Origin of the sequence: Longimonas halophila (genome assembly GCF_002554705.1) — a bacterium.
GTDB lineage: Bacteria > Bacteroidota > Rhodothermia > Rhodothermales > Salinibacteraceae > Longimonas > Longimonas halophila.
Genome location: NZ_PDEP01000001.1, coordinates 191,600 through 206,504 on the forward strand (window position 1 = coordinate 191,600; position 14,905 = coordinate 206,504).

10 protein-coding genes and 1 tRNA gene are annotated in these 14,905 nt (G+C 60.3%); 5 read left to right on the forward strand and 6 right to left on the reverse strand.

Annotation, left to right across the window (positions count from 1 at the left end; translation table 11 throughout):
• The first annotated feature begins 437 nt into the window (after window positions 1-437).
• A complete protein-coding gene (locus tag CRI93_RS00780) occupies window positions 438-911 on the forward strand; it encodes a CBS domain-containing protein (RefSeq protein WP_098060696.1) in 474 nt (157 codons plus the stop codon).
• A 51-nt stretch (window positions 912-962) separates the two neighbouring features.
• Window positions 963-1,718, forward strand: coding sequence for a glucose 1-dehydrogenase (locus tag CRI93_RS00785; RefSeq protein ID WP_098060697.1), 756 nt, complete (start codon window positions 963-965; stop codon window positions 1,716-1,718).
• A gap of 211 nt (window positions 1,719-1,929) precedes the next feature.
• On the opposite strand, the gene CRI93_RS00790 is transcribed toward CRI93_RS00785, so the two are convergent.
• Window positions 1,930-2,313: a high-potential iron-sulfur protein gene (locus CRI93_RS00790; RefSeq protein ID WP_098060698.1), complete on the reverse strand. Its 384-nt coding sequence runs from the start codon at window positions 2,311-2,313 to the stop codon at window positions 1,930-1,932.
• A gap of 917 nt (window positions 2,314-3,230) precedes the next feature.
• On the opposite strand from CRI93_RS00790, the gene CRI93_RS00795 reads away from it, so the two are divergent.
• Both CRI93_RS00795 and CRI93_RS00800 read left to right on the forward strand, forming a co-directional pair.
• The gene (locus CRI93_RS00795) at window positions 3,231-6,587 is read left to right on the forward strand and encodes a TonB-dependent receptor (RefSeq protein ID WP_098060699.1); all 3,357 of its coding nucleotides are present in this window, start codon (window positions 3,231-3,233) and stop codon (window positions 6,585-6,587) included.
• A gap of 106 nt (window positions 6,588-6,693) precedes the next feature.
• A complete protein-coding gene (locus tag CRI93_RS00800; protein ID WP_098060700.1) occupies window positions 6,694-7,701 on the forward strand; it encodes a choice-of-anchor J domain-containing protein in 1,008 nt (335 codons plus the stop codon).
• A 167-nt stretch (window positions 7,702-7,868) separates the two neighbouring features.
• Here CRI93_RS00800 and CRI93_RS00805 read toward each other — a convergent pair whose 3' ends face one another.
• Window positions 7,869-9,137 (reverse strand): hypothetical protein, encoded by a 1,269-nt coding sequence (locus CRI93_RS00805; protein WP_098060701.1) that lies wholly within the window; start codon window positions 9,135-9,137, stop codon window positions 7,869-7,871.
• A 303-nt stretch (window positions 9,138-9,440) separates the two neighbouring features.
• Here CRI93_RS00805 and CRI93_RS00810 point away from each other — a divergent pair.
• Window positions 9,441-9,526, forward strand: a tRNA-Leu gene (locus tag CRI93_RS00810).
• Between the two features lie 32 nt (window positions 9,527-9,558).
• On the opposite strand, the gene CRI93_RS00815 is transcribed toward CRI93_RS00810, so the two are convergent.
• The 4 genes from CRI93_RS00815 to gatC all read right to left on the reverse strand — a co-directional run bounded on the left by CRI93_RS00815 (window position 9,559) and on the right by gatC (window position 14,796).
• Complete coding sequence (locus CRI93_RS00815; RefSeq protein WP_098060702.1) at window positions 9,559-10,395, reverse strand: deoxyribonuclease IV; 837 nt, start codon at window positions 10,393-10,395, stop codon at window positions 9,559-9,561.
• A 70-nt stretch (window positions 10,396-10,465) separates the two neighbouring features.
• Window positions 10,466-11,776: a glycosyltransferase gene (locus CRI93_RS00820; RefSeq protein WP_245850238.1), complete on the reverse strand. Its 1,311-nt coding sequence runs from the start codon at window positions 11,774-11,776 to the stop codon at window positions 10,466-10,468.
• A gap of 109 nt (window positions 11,777-11,885) precedes the next feature.
• Window positions 11,886-14,450 (reverse strand): glycosyltransferase family protein, encoded by a 2,565-nt coding sequence (locus CRI93_RS00825; RefSeq protein WP_098060703.1) that lies wholly within the window; start codon window positions 14,448-14,450, stop codon window positions 11,886-11,888.
• Window positions 14,451-14,499: 49 nt separating this feature from the next.
• A complete protein-coding gene (gatC, locus tag CRI93_RS00830) occupies window positions 14,500-14,796 on the reverse strand; it encodes an Asp-tRNA(Asn)/Glu-tRNA(Gln) amidotransferase subunit GatC (RefSeq protein WP_098060704.1) in 297 nt (98 codons plus the stop codon).
• Window positions 14,797-14,905: the final 109 nt, after the last annotated feature.

Here is a 14,905-nt window from a genome sequence, read left to right on the forward strand (position 1 = left end):
TAGCACTGCGGGATAGCCCTCTACTGCTGTGTTACGCGTGAATCTTGGAGCAGCAACGTACTCCTCTCGTACGCTGTCATCTTGGAGCGAAGCGAAGTCCTGACACGAGCGAAGCGACTGATGAACGCAGTGAATAAAGATCTCCCTCGAGATAGGCAGGGCCCTGTGTCCCGCTGTATCTGCCAAGCCCCAAGGAGATGGTTCCTCCGACAGTGGTCGGAGCCCCAGGGGGCGGGACTGCGCTCACCATGACACGCTTCGTCGAAGGATACGGAGTTCGCGATGGCCTGCTGGAAGTTGCCTGCGCCTTCGTGTAGAAGCAATTGCGCGTTATCCCCACAGGCAATGCGGGGAAACGCCTGATGGCGCGTCTATTCCCTATCGTGTATGCTTGTGCGTACTGCTCTATTACGCTCAACAGACGCGCAAGCTGACCCATGAAGTACACCCAGGCCAAAGACGTCATGACGCGTGCCGTGCACACGGTGGAGGCCGACCGCACATTGCACGGGCTGTCCGACTTTTTCCTTGATCACGACGTTACGGGCGCTCCGGTTGTAGATACCGAGGGCACCCTCATTGGCGTCGTCTCTGTGACAGATCTGGCCCGTCATGTCCGCGACGGCAGCAACGGCAGCACCGCGCGGGTGCACACTGCGTACTACGATGAGCTCGCCGCCGACTACGCCGACGAAGACTTGGAAGCGCTTCACATCACGGAAACGAGCACAGCGACCGTGCGCGATGTTATGACGCCCGAGATCTACGATGTGAATCCACACACATCCGTCCAGCAGGTTGCCGATGTGATGCTCCGTAGCAACATCCGTCGGCTGTTTGTAACGCGTGACGGGCGCATCGAGGGCGTCATTACCGCAACCGACATGATGAAGGTTGTCCGTGACCTGTAGTCCTCCCCTGGCATCCGATCGATACCGCTCATCATCCAACCACATTGCTCTATGGGACGCGTACAAGACAACATTGCTATCGTAACGGGAGGCGCAGTCGGCATTGGCCGAGCAGCGGCCCAGCATCTGGCGCACGAAGGCGCTGCCGTGGCCATTACGGATCTCAACGAAGAGGAAGGCGAAGCCACCGCCGCCCAGATTCGCGACGCCGGAGGATCGGCCCAGTTCTATTCCCACGACGTGACCGAGGAAGACGACTGGAAACGGGTCGTGGACGCCGTAACACGCGATATAGGGCCCCCGACTGTGCTCGTCAATAACGCCGGCATCTATCTGATCAAAGCTCTTGAAGAGACGACCGTGGAGGAGTGGCGCCGCCTCATGGATGTGAACGTGACCGGCGTCTTCCTTGGTATGAAGCACGTCGTTCCCGCAATGCGAGAGGCCGGACAGGGTTCCATCATCAATCTGTCGTCGGTGGCTGGACTCGTCGGGTCGGCGCGGCACGTGTGTTACGGTGCCAGCAAGGGCGCGGTGCGTACCATGACCAAAGATGCTGCTATCGAATTGGCCGATGCGGGCATTCGCGTGAATTCGGTACACCCCGCCTACGTAGACACCGGAATGGCCGACTACGGCGCGGAAATGAACGACGTGTCGAAAGACGAGCTTGATGCGATGCATCCCATTGGGTTTATGGGACAGCCCGACGATGTTGCTTATGCTGTCGTGTATCTCGCGTCTACCGAGTCTCGATTCGTGACGGGCGCTGAGCTCGTCCTCGACGGCGGCTACACGGCGCAGTGAAGCATCGCAGGTCACGCGGACGGAGTTCCTGAGCAGTCCTCTCGTCGCAGGGCTCCGCCGTGCGGCTCGACAATCGTTGGGGGCCGGATGACCTGCGGATGCAGCCTTCAGCAATCACTCCCCTCCTATCCACCACCAAACAGAAAAAGCCCCGCCAGGTGCCGGGTAAGCACAGCAAGCGGGGCGATGGGCTGGGAGTGAAGCCACACGGTTAACTGGCAGCCACCCACGAGTTGCACCAACCGTCGGGGTGCACCGGGCCCGGAAAGAGCTGGCATCCGCCACAGTTGGCGTTGCCTTCGGGGGCTTGCCAGAACGAGCAGTTCGCGCAGTTCTGGTCGGGGTTTGGCGACTCTTCGACATACTGCAGCGCTTGAGTCTGCGTCTCGCGCTGGCTAATTTGCTGGTCGCTAAGCCCAGACAGGTCATCGCAAGAGAAGTCAGCGCTGCCGGATGAATCATCGCCCGTGGACGAGGCATCGTCGCTGCCTCCGCCACAAGCTGAGAGGACCGTGCTGGCGCCTACACCCGCAATGCCCAGCGCACTAATGCGCTGAAGAAACGAGCGTCGAGAGACCTTCAAGGAGTCACTCATAGGTTCAAGGGTTCATGAGTAGGAGGGTGATCGGAGGAAGTGCTACACTTCCGTACCTACAGGTTTCCTGATTTGACTCGTAATTACAAGTGGATGCGGGGATTCCCCTGCAAAATTGTAGCAACGATCCCCACAAAGGCCCAATAGAGAGGATGCGATGCCCAGTAAGATGGCGGTTTGCGAAAGACTCGAAGCAGTAAAATTAGGAGCTTTATATCAGCAAGCCACTGTAAGTACCTGCTAAAAAGAGGGAGATTAAGGAGTAAAAGGCTACAGCAAGGCAAATACAAAGGGTTTTTCACAGTATCGCGACCATTACCATACCTTAATGCATGATATCTTTATTGCCTTCTGTAGCAAAAGCAGCTATCATGAACCGTGACGATAGCACCGGCAATGGGTTTGTGAGCTTATAGCCTGTTTTCGTACGATACGTACCAGTGATTCACTTTTGGTGTCTCCCGCTCCGCCTGCGCACATGCAGGCCGCACACAAACCGCACGTAACATGTTCTCCGGCACGGATCGGACAGCATGTGCTTTTGCGGATATATCAGAGGCAACGACCATTTGTGAGTTGCTACGCATAACGACAATAGGCAATGTGCTTCCCACCACCCATCGTACCTCTGCAATACGTATCCCTGCAACCTTGCACTGGCAGACGGTTTGCAGTTAAGCGTTTATCTTACCCTGTTTCGATGTTCTACTTGGGGGTGCAGACGGACCTAATGGGTAACAACGTGTCTCTAACTTCGGCTCGTGGCTCTGGCTACGGACTGCTGTTGTAGGCTACGTTCTACCCACGTGATAATCCGCCTGTACCACGGAGCCAAAATCGAACGGATTGTTAGCTTACGCTTGAGTTTCCTGTCGCCTGCCAGATCGATATTCTGCAAACATGACGCGATGTACACAATGAAGTTATCTCGATCGCTACTATTTATGCTGCTTGGGCTGGCGCTGACGATGGGAGTCGTCGACGTGCAGGCGCAAGGCACGCGTGCCTCCATCTCGGGCACGGTCGTCGATGAAGAGGGCGAGCCTCTTCCCGGCGCAAATGTCATTGCGGTGCACGAGCCTTCGGGCACGCAATACGGCGCCTCCTCGCAGTCGAACGGACGCTACAATCTTCGCGGGCTTCGCGTAGGCGGCCCCTACACCGTAACGGCTTCTTTTGTCGGCTACCGCCCGTTGGAAGAAACGGATATCAACCTGCAACTGGGCCAGGACCTGACGCTCAACTTCGACATGGTTCCCGAATCCGCTGAACTGGAAGAGGTTCGCGTGGTGGGCGAACGCAGCTCGGTCATCAGCAGCGACCGCACCGGCGCCAGCCGCAACGTGTCGCAGGAAGAGATTGAACGCCTGCCGACCATCAACCGAAGCCTCACCGACTTCGCCCGCCTCATCCCGCAGTCCGGCGGGGGCAATAGCCTGGGCGGACGTAACGGACGCTACAACAAGATCCAGGTGGACGGCGCCACGCTTGATGATGTCTTTGGCCTCGGCGACGCAGTACCCGGCAGTCAGGCCGGCGCAGAGCCGATTAGCCTCGACGCCATCGAAGAGTTCAACGTCGACATTGCCCCGTACGACGTGCGCTCCAGTGGCTTTACTGGCGGACAGATCAACGCGATTACGAAAAGCGGAACCAACGAGTTTTCCGGTTCGCTGCGCACGATCTACCGCGATGAAGAGTTCACTGGCGACCTCGACGGTGTAGGCACAGGCGAATTCCAGGAGCAATACTACGTAGGTACGCTCGGCGGCCCCATCATCGAAGACAAGCTGTTCTTCTTCGTGAATGGCGAATTCCGTCGTCAAAGCTCGCCGCTCGACACACAGGTCGGCGATGTATCCGGTCCGAACACCTTTCAGGTTGGGTCTGGCACGCTCAATAGCATCAACGAGAGCCGCGGTAGCAGCATCGGGAGCACTTCGGAGTTGCTTAACCAGATTCAGAACATTGCACAGAATCAGTATGGCTTTGCGCCGGGGGGAATCTCGCCGCTTTCGCAAGAGCAGAACAATGAGAAGTTCCTGGCGAAGATCGACTGGAACATCACCAACAATCACCGCCTCACCGCTCGTCACAATTACGTGAACGCCGGTGATGACAGCGGTCTGGGACGTGGCCGCAACAGCTTCGACTTTGCAAACCGTCAGTACGTGTTCAACAGCGTGCAGAACTCTTCGACGCTGCAGTTGAACAGTACGATCGGCGACAACATGTTCAACGAAGCGCGTGTGGTGTACACCCGTATTCGCGATGAGCGTGACGTGCAGGACTTGCTCTGGCCCGATACGCAGATCGACCTGAACGGTACGCAGTCGGTGAACATGGGTATTGGTCGCTTTAACCAGGCCAACCGTCTCGACCAGGACATCTGGGAGATCACAAACGACTTCACTTTCACGCAGGGTGATCACACGCTTACCATCGGTACGAACAACGAGATTTTCTCGTTCTCAAACCTGTTTATTCAGGATGCCGTGGGCTCGTACACCTTCCGTGGGTTTGAGTACGAAAACGAAGCGGGCGAGACGGTAGCCGTGGACCCGCTCACCGCATTTGAACGCGGTCAGCCCTCCAGCTACCAGTTGAGCTACTCGCTGCTTGACGGCGAGCCGCAGCCTGAGGCTGAGTTCACGGGTATGCAGTTCGGCCTCTACGTTCAGGATGAGTGGAACGCGACGAACGACCTGACGCTGACCGCCGGGCTTCGTGCCGATATGCCCATCCTGCCCGATGAGCCGCGTGATAATCCCGATGCCCGCGATGCCTTTGGCCGTAGCACGACCAACGTAGCCAGTGGCAATCTGCTCTGGTCGCCGCGTGTTGGGTTTAACTACGCCAATAACTTCTTTGGCGACGGACTGGAGACGCAGATCCGTGGTGGCACCGGCATCTTTAGTGGACGCCCGCCGTTCGTTTGGATCTCAAACCAGTACAGCAACACCGGCGTTGACTTTGCTCGCTTGGATGTAAACTTCAATCCTGGGGAGGACTTTGTCGATGGAAGTGGCAGCTACGAGGAAACCATAAGCTGCTTCGCTGGAAGCGGAGATCCGCGTGCCCACCCGCGCCCCGGCGACTGCCCGGGTCTCGACCCGATCACGACAACCGAGATCAACCTGCTGGATGATGACTTCAAGTATCCGCAGACGTGGCGCTCGAACCTGGCGATTGACCAGGACCTGCCGTTTGGCTTCATTGCCACCGCAGAAGCGCTGTACTCGAACTCGCGTAACGAGGTGGTATTCGAAAACATTAACTTGGAGCAGTCTACGACGAGTGCGTACGGGCGCCCGATCTACGCTGAAAATGGTGAAGTCAGCGCCTTTGGGAGCGACCGCAACCTGGTCGACGATCGTTTTACCGATGCGTTGCTCCTGAAAAACTCGGACAAAGGCTACGAATACAGCCTGACGGGTCAGATTCAGCGCCGCGTGCCGAATGGCCTGAGCGGATCGCTGTCGTACACGTACAGCCGCGCCGAGAACGTCAACAACGGCACCTCCAGCCGGGCGATCTCGAACTGGCAGTTCAACGAAAACGTGGACGTGAACAATCCTGACATTGGGACGGCCGACTTTGAGCGCCGCCATCGCGTGCTGCTCAACCTCGACTATCGTATCGAGTATCTCGAGCGGTTTGCGACTTCGATTGGGCTGATCTATGAGGGCCGCTCCGGCACGCCCTTTAGCTGGATCTACGCAGGCGATGCTAATGGCGACGGCGAGAGCTTCAACGACCTCGTCTACGTTCCAGAAAACGAGAACGACGTGGTGCTCCTGAGCGACAACTGGGAGCTGATGGACGCCTTCATCGAGAGCGAAGACGGCCTGAACGAGTTCCGCGGCGAGTTTGCCGATCGGAACAGTGCCCGTGATCCCTGGGAGAACATCCTTGATCTGCGTGTCAACCAGCAGATCGCAACGTTCCAAGGCCAGCGCCTCGAAGTGACCGCTGTGGTGGAGAACGTTCTGAATCTACTCAACGACGACTGGGGTGAGATTCAGTTCTCCGGCTTCAACAACAACAATGCTTGGTCGGTGGCAGAAGACCCCGAGTCGGGCGGTGCGTATGTTGAAGCGCGCGATGTAGGCCGAGAAATCGGAGGACGCCTCCTGACGCAAGACGACGTTGGCAAGCCGTTCATTGAGTTCGACGAAGGAACCGTGCGCGATCGCATCACGGAAGACTTCCTGGAAACGTCGAACATCGCTTCCCGCTGGCGTCTGCAGTTGGGCGTGCGGTACATCTTTTAAGATGAGCGACGCGTAGGCGGACTCGTGGGCGAAATATGGCCCACGAGCCGCTCCTGCGCATCGCAAAGCCCTACCCCTATTTCTCCACAGTTTGGATTCTATTCCTATGTATTCTACGTTTTCACGACTTTCTGCGCTTGTTGTAGCAGCGCTCCTGCTCGTAATGGGCACGGGCTGCGACAGCGGCGTTGACCCCAACCTTCAAACCGAAAATGACGAGCCTGCGGTTCAATTTGCGACCTCGTCGGTCTCCAGTTCGCGCTCGGCAGACAGTGTGCCGATCGAGGTGACGATCAGCAATGCCCCGGACCGTGAGGTTACGGCTGAGTTGCTTTACGCAAATGCCATCAGCGAAACCGAAGCCACCGAGTTCGGATTTCCGGGCGATGCAGTGGTCGGTGATGGCAACGCCTATGTAGCCGGAAGCGTCACGTTTCCGCCTAACGCCGAAGGCGATGCGGCCACCGCTACGGTAGACGTTCCGCTCTCGGGCACCTCAGACGTTGACGACCAGCTCACGGCGGTCTTCACGCTGCAAAATGTGCAGGGCGCTACGATTGGCTCACGCAATCGCTTCGAACTGGTACTCGGAGCCATCACGCTGCTCGAAGAAAACTTCAGCGATGAGGAGCCAGCACCATTTGCAGTGGTTGATGCGCCCGATAGCGGAAGCTCCTGGTTCCTCGCGACCTTCGACAACGACCAGTCGCCGTACATGGAGGCGAACGGCTTTGGCGCCGATACGCCATCGAACAGCTGGCTCATCTCACCGGCGTTCGACTTCACCGAAACAAACGGTGAGACGCTGTCTTTCGCCAACGCGAAAAACTTTGACGATGGCGGCGTGGAGCAAGGGCTGCTCGTGAAGGTGTCGACCGACTACGACGGAGAAGGCAATCCGGAAGACTTCACCTGGACGGACATCACGAACCGTGAAGGCGCTGTCTATTCGGAAGGCGGATACGAATTTGTGTCCACCGGTGCCATTGACATCAGCGACGAGGAGTTCCAGGCCGAAGAGGTCTACATCGCGTTCCAGTACATTACCAGCGGAACCGATGGTGGTACCACGGAGCTCTGGCAGGTCGATGACATCCTGGTGCGTGCGCAGTAATCGCACCCCAGCATCGCCGTGATGGCGATACGACCTAAACACCGAAGCGCCCTCTTCCCTTTCGGGAGGAGGGCGCTTTTTTGCGTTGGGACGGTGGAAGAACCATTGATGGGTGTAGGTACACGTCGCGCCGTGTCCCTACCTACATGCTGGCATGACCTGCCCCATCAAAACCGAAGTGCCACCTGCAGCGTGTTCACGTAGTTGTACGTCTCGCGAAACGAGGTCCCCTCCTCACGCCCGTAGAACGCATAATCAACATGGATGTGGCCCATGCGTAGCCCCACGCCTGCCGTTGGGTAGCCCTGGTTGATGCCGAGGCGCGCAATCAGGATGTCGTACTGTGCTTCCGCTCCAATGTGAAGGTGGGCCAGTGCAGATTGCTCGACGGATGGGCGACGGTAGTCCTGGTAATCGACCGCTATCGCCAGATTACGAAAGGGGCCCCAGGCCTCCTGTGTGTAAGCCGCCCCCACGCGCACCGACGGGTCAATCTGAAAGCGCTCGGCCTGTGCGTTAGAGAGCGGGTCTGAGGGCGATACGCGTCCGTTTGTAACCGGGGCCGACTGGTCGGGCAGAAGCGGACCAAGCAGCGGGATGCGCGGGGCCGTGTCTTGCAGCGCAAAGGTAAAGTCAGACGCCCACAGGTCAAACCCTGCTGCCCCCACACGAAGCGTACCCGGCAGGTCGAACGCCGAGACCGTGTACATGGCCCCCATGTCGAGACTGACGGAGCGGCCCACCCACACCGGGTTTTGGGCAGCGCGGCTGTCGAAAAACGTGAGCTGGTCGAGGAGCGGCGTGGACTCGACTACGGGCATTTTGTCGGTGGGGCGCACCTGGTCAATACGGCGCTCCAGAATCGACACATAACGCTGCACGGCGTTGAGCGTAAGTCCCAGCCGAAGCCCCGGAACGTGCACCGATGCGTCGTATCCGACCGTACCAGACAGCGTGACATCGGTGCGCGCGCGGTGGTCAGCGATCGGAACCGAATCAGGACCGTCCGAGCGGAAGCGCTGGTTGAGAAGGCTGTGCACCGTAGCCCCGCCGCTCACCGCATAGGGGCCGCGCCGGTAGACGAACGACGGGAGAGCGATAGTTGCCTCCAGGAGCGACGGACGCGCCCCGACGCGGCGTGTGCTATCGGCAAAGGTCTGGAAGTCGTCATCAAACTCGCTGGGCTCGCCATTCAGGAGGTTGCCAGGCGCACCACGCGACATGTGACGGAGATGGTCGGAGACGTGTCCGCTGCCCGCACCCTGAATGCGAAAGGCGGTGATCTGCGTGGGAAGCGCCGCAGGGTGTGCTGGATTGTAGGCAAAGGGATGCGCCCGTCCGGGGAGAGCCGCTCCTACATCGCCGCGACCGAGCGCCTCAACCGAAGGTGCAACGGCCCGCTGGGTCTGCCCAGTGTGCTGAGCGGCGAGGGGCAACGCATCTCCTACAACAAAAAGGACGACACTGCAAACACAGAAGGCTACGAAGCGCATGTGTTAATCGTTGAGAGGCGAAAAAGTCGGGACGCCGGTCCTGCACACAATCATAGATGACAGCGTGTAGGACAAACTGCTTCAACAATACGCAGTGGATTAGGCAAGATCAATGCAAAGTCAGTCGAAGAACAGGGGGCCCGCACGGGAGCAATCGGGACCTATCGGTTGTCCGAAACCCCATCGGAATGCATGGGTATCGGGATGCGGATTGTCTTTGGCGAGCCCTTCTGCATATCCCTCAATGCCCGAGTGGCGGAATCGGCAGACGCAACGGACTTAAAATCCGTTGGTGCTTGTGCACCGTGTGGGTTCGAGTCCCACCTCGGGTACTATCTCCTTACGTTGGACACGGCATTTCTCGCTATGCTGCCCCCACCTGCATCCGGCGCACCCGCTTAATGTTATCCGCGTGGCCGAAGTTGTCGGTGTTGGGCGTTTCCAGCACGTACGGCAGATCGCGGAGGGCGGGATGCGTGACGAGGCGCTGCATCCCCTCAAGTCCAATGTGTCCCTCGCCGATGTGCGCGTGCTCGTCGCGGTGCGTGCCGCAGGCGTGCTTCGAGTCGTTTAGGTGGATTGCCTGCAGATGCGACAGGCCCATCACGTCGTCGAAAGTCTGCACCATCGTGTCGACGGCTTTGGGAGTCGATAGGTCATATCCAGCAGCAAAGACGTGCGCCGTGTCGAGGCAGATGCCCAGTGCGTGCCTCGATTCGTGTAGCAGGTAGGCCAGCTCCTCAAAGCGCGCGCCAAGCTTGGTGCCGCTGCCCGCATCCGTTTCGATGAGAATGGTCACGTCCTCCGGTACGTCGAGGGCATCGAGCGCAGAGACTGCGTTCTGGAGTCCAGCTTCTGCGCCTGCGCCGGTATGGGCCCCGGCGTGCACGTTCACGTAGGGGATGTCCAGCCGGGCAGCGGTGTCAAGTTCCTGCTGCATCGACCGAATGGATTTGCGGCGGAGGTCGGGCTTCGGCGTGCTCAGGTTCACCAGATACGAGCTGTGGATGAGCCAGGCCCCGTCGAGGTGCGCGTCTGTGGTGGTGCGAAACGCCTCGGCTTGCGCATCGCTGATGGGCGTGTGGGCCCAGATCTGCGGGGCATGCGTGAAGATCTGTCCGCAGGTGCCGCCAATCTGACGCTGACGGTCTACGGCGTGCTCAATGCCACCGGCTACGGATACGTGGGCTCCAATGGGCATGGGGGGATAGAAGGATGGAGGGATGGAGGATGCGGGGCGCACGGTGCGCTCTTAGGTTCGCAGTGTTCGGCTATCTCTTTGCGATCGCATTCAGCACCTGAGCCATGCGCTGGGACTGGCGGGGACGTGCGTGGGCGGTCAGGGCCGTGCGCTGTGCACCCGAGGCCGGCGTTCCAGCAGCCCACGCGTCATGGTGCGTTTGAAGGATCTGCTCGGCGGTGTCGGCATCGGTGCGGGCAATCATGGTTCCGGCACTATGCTGATCGAGAAGCGCAGCAGCGTCGCCATCGGGCGGCCCAACACCGATAATGGGGCGCTCGGTAGCCAGGTACTCGTACAGTTTGCTGGTAATCATGCCTGCATCCGCCTGAAACGGTTCGATGCAGAGCAGGAGCAGAGCGCTTTCGGCCATGTAGCGGAGCGCCTTGTGGTGCGGGACAAAGGGCACCACAGTTGTGCAGTCCCAGAGCTCACGCTTGCGCAGGGCCTGCTCTACAACAGGCGCCACCCGGCCTACGAGTTGCAGTTCTAAGGTAGGCAGCGCGCCTCTGGTGCGAAGCGCGGCCAACGCATCCCACAGCGCTACCGGATTCCGGTTGGCGTAGAGCGTGCCCACATGCGAGATCACAAAGCGGTCGCGGCGCACGCGCACATCCAGGGCGCGAAAATCGACCGGGTCAAAGCCGTTTTCGATGACGGGCCCTACGGTAGCGCCTTTGGAAGCAAAGAGCTGCTGCCACGATGGACTCACGGTCGTGACGCGCGTGGCCGTTTGCAGCACGCGGCGCTCCAGGGCAGCGTCGAGACGACGGGCAAAATCGGTGTGGGGAAGTTCGTCGTAGAACCCGATATCCGTCCACGGGTCGTGCAGGTCGGCGACCCACGGTGTGCCCCTGCAACTGTGCAGCGTGTGGCCAATGCAGTGCACCGAGTGCGGGGCGCCCGTGGTGAGCACCGCGTCGTAGCGCTGCCTGCGTAGCAGCCACAACCCGCGCAGGACGGCAAAGGGCCACCACCCAATGCGTGCATCCGGCAGAAAGACATTGGCGCGAACCCACCGGGCCAGGCGTTCAATCCACGAGGCGGCATTCGGGTCAAACGATCCGGCAGGCAGGGCGTCTTTCGTGCTCGTTCCTTTCAGGCGGGCGTAGAGCGCGTACGGGTCAAGCGCGGGCGTGCGGTACACCGTGACCGATGGTGGCACGACCGTGTGCAAGTCCGGATCCGTCGTGGGATACGCACCAGCCTGCACGGTGAGCACATCCACCTGCCAGTCGTGACGGGGCAGCCCCTCCACGAATTGCAGGATGCGCTGCACCGCGGGTCCGCCCGCAGGCGGCATGTAGTACGCAACGAGCAGGACGCGGCGGGGGGCAGGCATGCGGAGGGATGGTTAGAGAGATCGAGGGATGGATGGTTGGAGGGATGATGCTTCCGTCATGCTTCCATAGCCGGACGCCACGTGCATCTCCGGCAGTCTCTGAGGCAGGTTATGCGTCAGGCTCATCAGCGTCTGGGTCAGGGGGATGCGGAGCGTCGGGGTCCGATGCATCATTGCGACGCCGCCACCAGGGCTGCGCGACCAGTGCGATGATCGTGAGGTACACGCTGGCCGTAGCCACCTGCGCAATGACGCCGCCCACGCGGTCGGAGGTCGGCTCGAAGCGCATCGTGAGCGTGTGCTCGCCTTCGGGAATGACCACGCCGCGCTGCAGATAGTTGACGCGGTGGATGGGCACCGGCTCGCCATTGAGGTAGGCGTTCCAGCCCGCCGGGTAGTAAACTTCGTTCACGACCAAGAGGTGCTGCCCGCCAGTTTCGACGCTCCACTCGATTTCGGGCGGAGTGAACGTCTGAAGTTCGACTGAAGGCGGGTTATCCTGCGAAATAGCGTCGAGGTCCACATCGAGCGGTTCTTCGCGGAAGGCCTGTGCACGCAGGTTGGTGGAGGCATCGCCCAGACGCTCCCATAGCGCGTCCTGGTCGGATTCGACGGTGATGCGATCTACGAAGAAGGCGCGGGGCAGCGCATCAGGATTTTCGAAGACCTGTAGGCCCGTCCGTTCGTCGCGGTAGACCGGCTCGGTACCAGGAAGCGCCCGCTGCCCGATGATGTAGCGTCCGGCCATCAGATTGAGCGCGCCTTTGTTGGGACCGGAGCGCTGGTTGGGCTCCAGAATAAAGTCGATGTAGTCCTGGTAGCGCCGCAGCTTAGCGCCGTGGTATCCACCAATCGACTCGTGGTGATACGACGGCTCGGCGTTGTTCATGGGGTTGAGCGCCATCGGGTAGACACGGAAGTGCCCTGGCCCGCCTGCGTCTTCGCGCTCGTCGATGAGAAAGCGGTCGAAGTCGTACGTCGCAATCTGTTCCTCGGCACGCTGGTTTGGCGAGAGGTCATCGCGGCTCAGGTAGCGTTTGCCTACGCCCCACAGATCCACGAGCACGAGCGCAGCGAGCCCGATACCTACGACCCACGGGGCCGTAATGCGCTCGGAGCGGTAGGCCCAGATGAGCCCCATCGCCAGGATCACGAAAATAAGTGTGCGCTGCGCATCCGCCTGAAGCAAGGCCTGGCGTTCCTGGCGCTGATCGGACAGCTGTGAGCGAATGAACTGCTGCACTTGCGGATTTTGCAACGAAAGATCGGGCCGCTGCTGCTGAATGGCCTGCTCGATACGGGCACGCTCGTCGGGTTTTTCGAAGGAGAGCAGCGCGTCGCCGCCGACCCACAAGAGGAGGGTGAGCCCGGCTACAACGCCGAAGGGGAGCAAGCTGTCGCGCATGGAGAGGGCATCTGGGGCTGGCGTGGAGCGCCGCTTTTTGCGGTTGGGGGCGGGACGTTTGAGCAGCGCTCGCAGTCCAAATGCAGCCAGCAGCACGATGGCGAGCACGGTAATGCTCATCCACGTTTCGGGGGTGCGGAAGGCTGAGAAATAAGGGAAGTACTCGAACATCGGGCGGTTCAGCCAGGCGGCGTGGTGGCCCATTGCGAAGAGACCAGTCGCGAGCGCACCCAGCCCAAGGCTCAAGACGATGCGTGAGCGCACCTTCCAGAGCGCCAGTCCGGCCAGCGCCACGATAATCCCGCCCACGTAGTGCGGTCCAGAGGTGAAGGGTTTCGGGCCCCAGTAGGTCTGTCCGCCGCCGCCAAAGGCATCGGCCACAAAGAGCGTAAGGAACTCGCTGGGCCCTTGACTCCAGCGCATGGCGTAGTCCCAGTCAAGACTCCCGCTCCCAGCCTCGCCGCCAGCAGCCGCGCCGCGAATGGAGAAGTCCTTGTACTCGAAGGTGGACCAGTAGGGGTGGATGACCATGATGAGCCCGACGACGGTGCCCAGCGCGAGCCATGCCGTGGTTTTGAGATGCGGCATCCAGTCAGATTGGCGTCCGGCGCGTATCGTCTCCACGATCCACCACACCAGCGCCACCATGAGCACGTAGTAGGTGATCTGCGGGTGGTCGGCCCGCAGGTGCAGGCTCAGGGCGGCGCCAAAGAGCAGGCTGCTAAGCAGGCCGGGCCTTCGCATCCCATACGCAAAGGCCAAGAGCAGATACGGCGCGTAGGCCAGGGCCACGAACTTGGTCTGATGCCCGGCGCCCAGAATGATGAAGAGGTAGGTAGTGAACCCGAATCCGAGTGCAGCCAGGAGCGCGGCCCAGCGGTCGCGCACGAGGTAGAGGACCAGCGCGTAGAGCCCTGCCATCAACAAAAAGAAGTGCGTGGTGGGCCACAGGTAGGGGCGCAGCGCGTCGACGATGGTGTCGAGCTGGGGGGGGGCGGGCGCATAGCGGATGTGGTAGCCCGGCATGCCCGAGAATACGTTAGGGGCCCAGAGCGCGGGATCGCCGGTTTCAGCCTCGTACTCCATCATCGCCTCGGCCATGCCGCGCCACTGCACAATGTCGGAGCCGTGCAGGCCCATTCCATCAAAATGAATCGGCGCAAAGTAGAGCAGCGAGAGCACAAAGAATCCGACCAGCGGGAGCCCGTGGCGCTGCGCCATGCGCATGAGGCGGTCGGTGAGCGGGGAGGCGTCAGGCGAATCGGCCATGCAGGCGGGGGCAGCAACTCAAGAGAGTGTGGAGCGGCGACAGGCGGGGCTATGCGTCGGTGTCGATGACGCGTGGAACACGCAGGTGCTCGCCGTCGGTGTCGGGGGCGTTCTGCAGGGCCTGTTCTCTGGAGATGCGTGCGTTGGGCTCGTCGCTGCGCGTCACATTTTCACGGGTCACGCCGTGCGACATGGGCGGTACGCCTGCCGTATCCAGTTCGTTGAGCGTATCGATATGGTCGAGGATACGGCTCATGTCGCGGGCGAGCCGTTCTTTTTCCTCATCGTCGAACGAGAGGCGGGCCAGTTCAGCCACATGGTCGACATCGTCAGGAGTTACAGGCATAGAATCCGAAGCAAGTAAGCAGTAGCGGCGCGAGGGCAATGCAGCACGCCCCACAGCGTAAGGCTGCAGGGCGTGCGCGAGCAAATGATACGCGCACAGGCGGCTGCGC

Coding starts and splice junctions, on each gene's coding strand:
- CRI93_RS00800 (WP_098060700.1), top strand. CDS start 6,694: ATGTATTCTACGTTTTCACGACTTTCTGCGCTTGTTGTAGCAGCGCTC.
- CRI93_RS00795 (WP_098060699.1), top strand. CDS start 3,231: ATGAAGTTATCTCGATCGCTACTATTTATGCTGCTTGGGCTGGCGCTG.
- CRI93_RS00780 (WP_098060696.1), top strand. CDS start 438: ATGAAGTACACCCAGGCCAAAGACGTCATGACGCGTGCCGTGCACACG.
- CRI93_RS00785 (WP_098060697.1), top strand. CDS start 963: ATGGGACGCGTACAAGACAACATTGCTATCGTAACGGGAGGCGCAGTC.
- CRI93_RS00820 (WP_245850238.1), bottom strand. CDS start 11,776: ATGCCTGCCCCCCGCCGCGTCCTGCTCGTTGCGTACTACATGCCGCCT.
- gatC (WP_098060704.1), bottom strand. CDS start 14,796: ATGCCTGTAACTCCTGACGATGTCGACCATGTGGCTGAACTGGCCCGC.
- CRI93_RS00815 (WP_098060702.1), bottom strand. CDS start 10,395: ATGCCCATTGGAGCCCACGTATCCGTAGCCGGTGGCATTGAGCACGCC.
- CRI93_RS00790 (WP_098060698.1), bottom strand. CDS start 2,313: ATGAGTGACTCCTTGAAGGTCTCTCGACGCTCGTTTCTTCAGCGCATT.
- CRI93_RS00825 (WP_098060703.1), bottom strand. CDS start 14,450: ATGGCCGATTCGCCTGACGCCTCCCCGCTCACCGACCGCCTCATGCGC.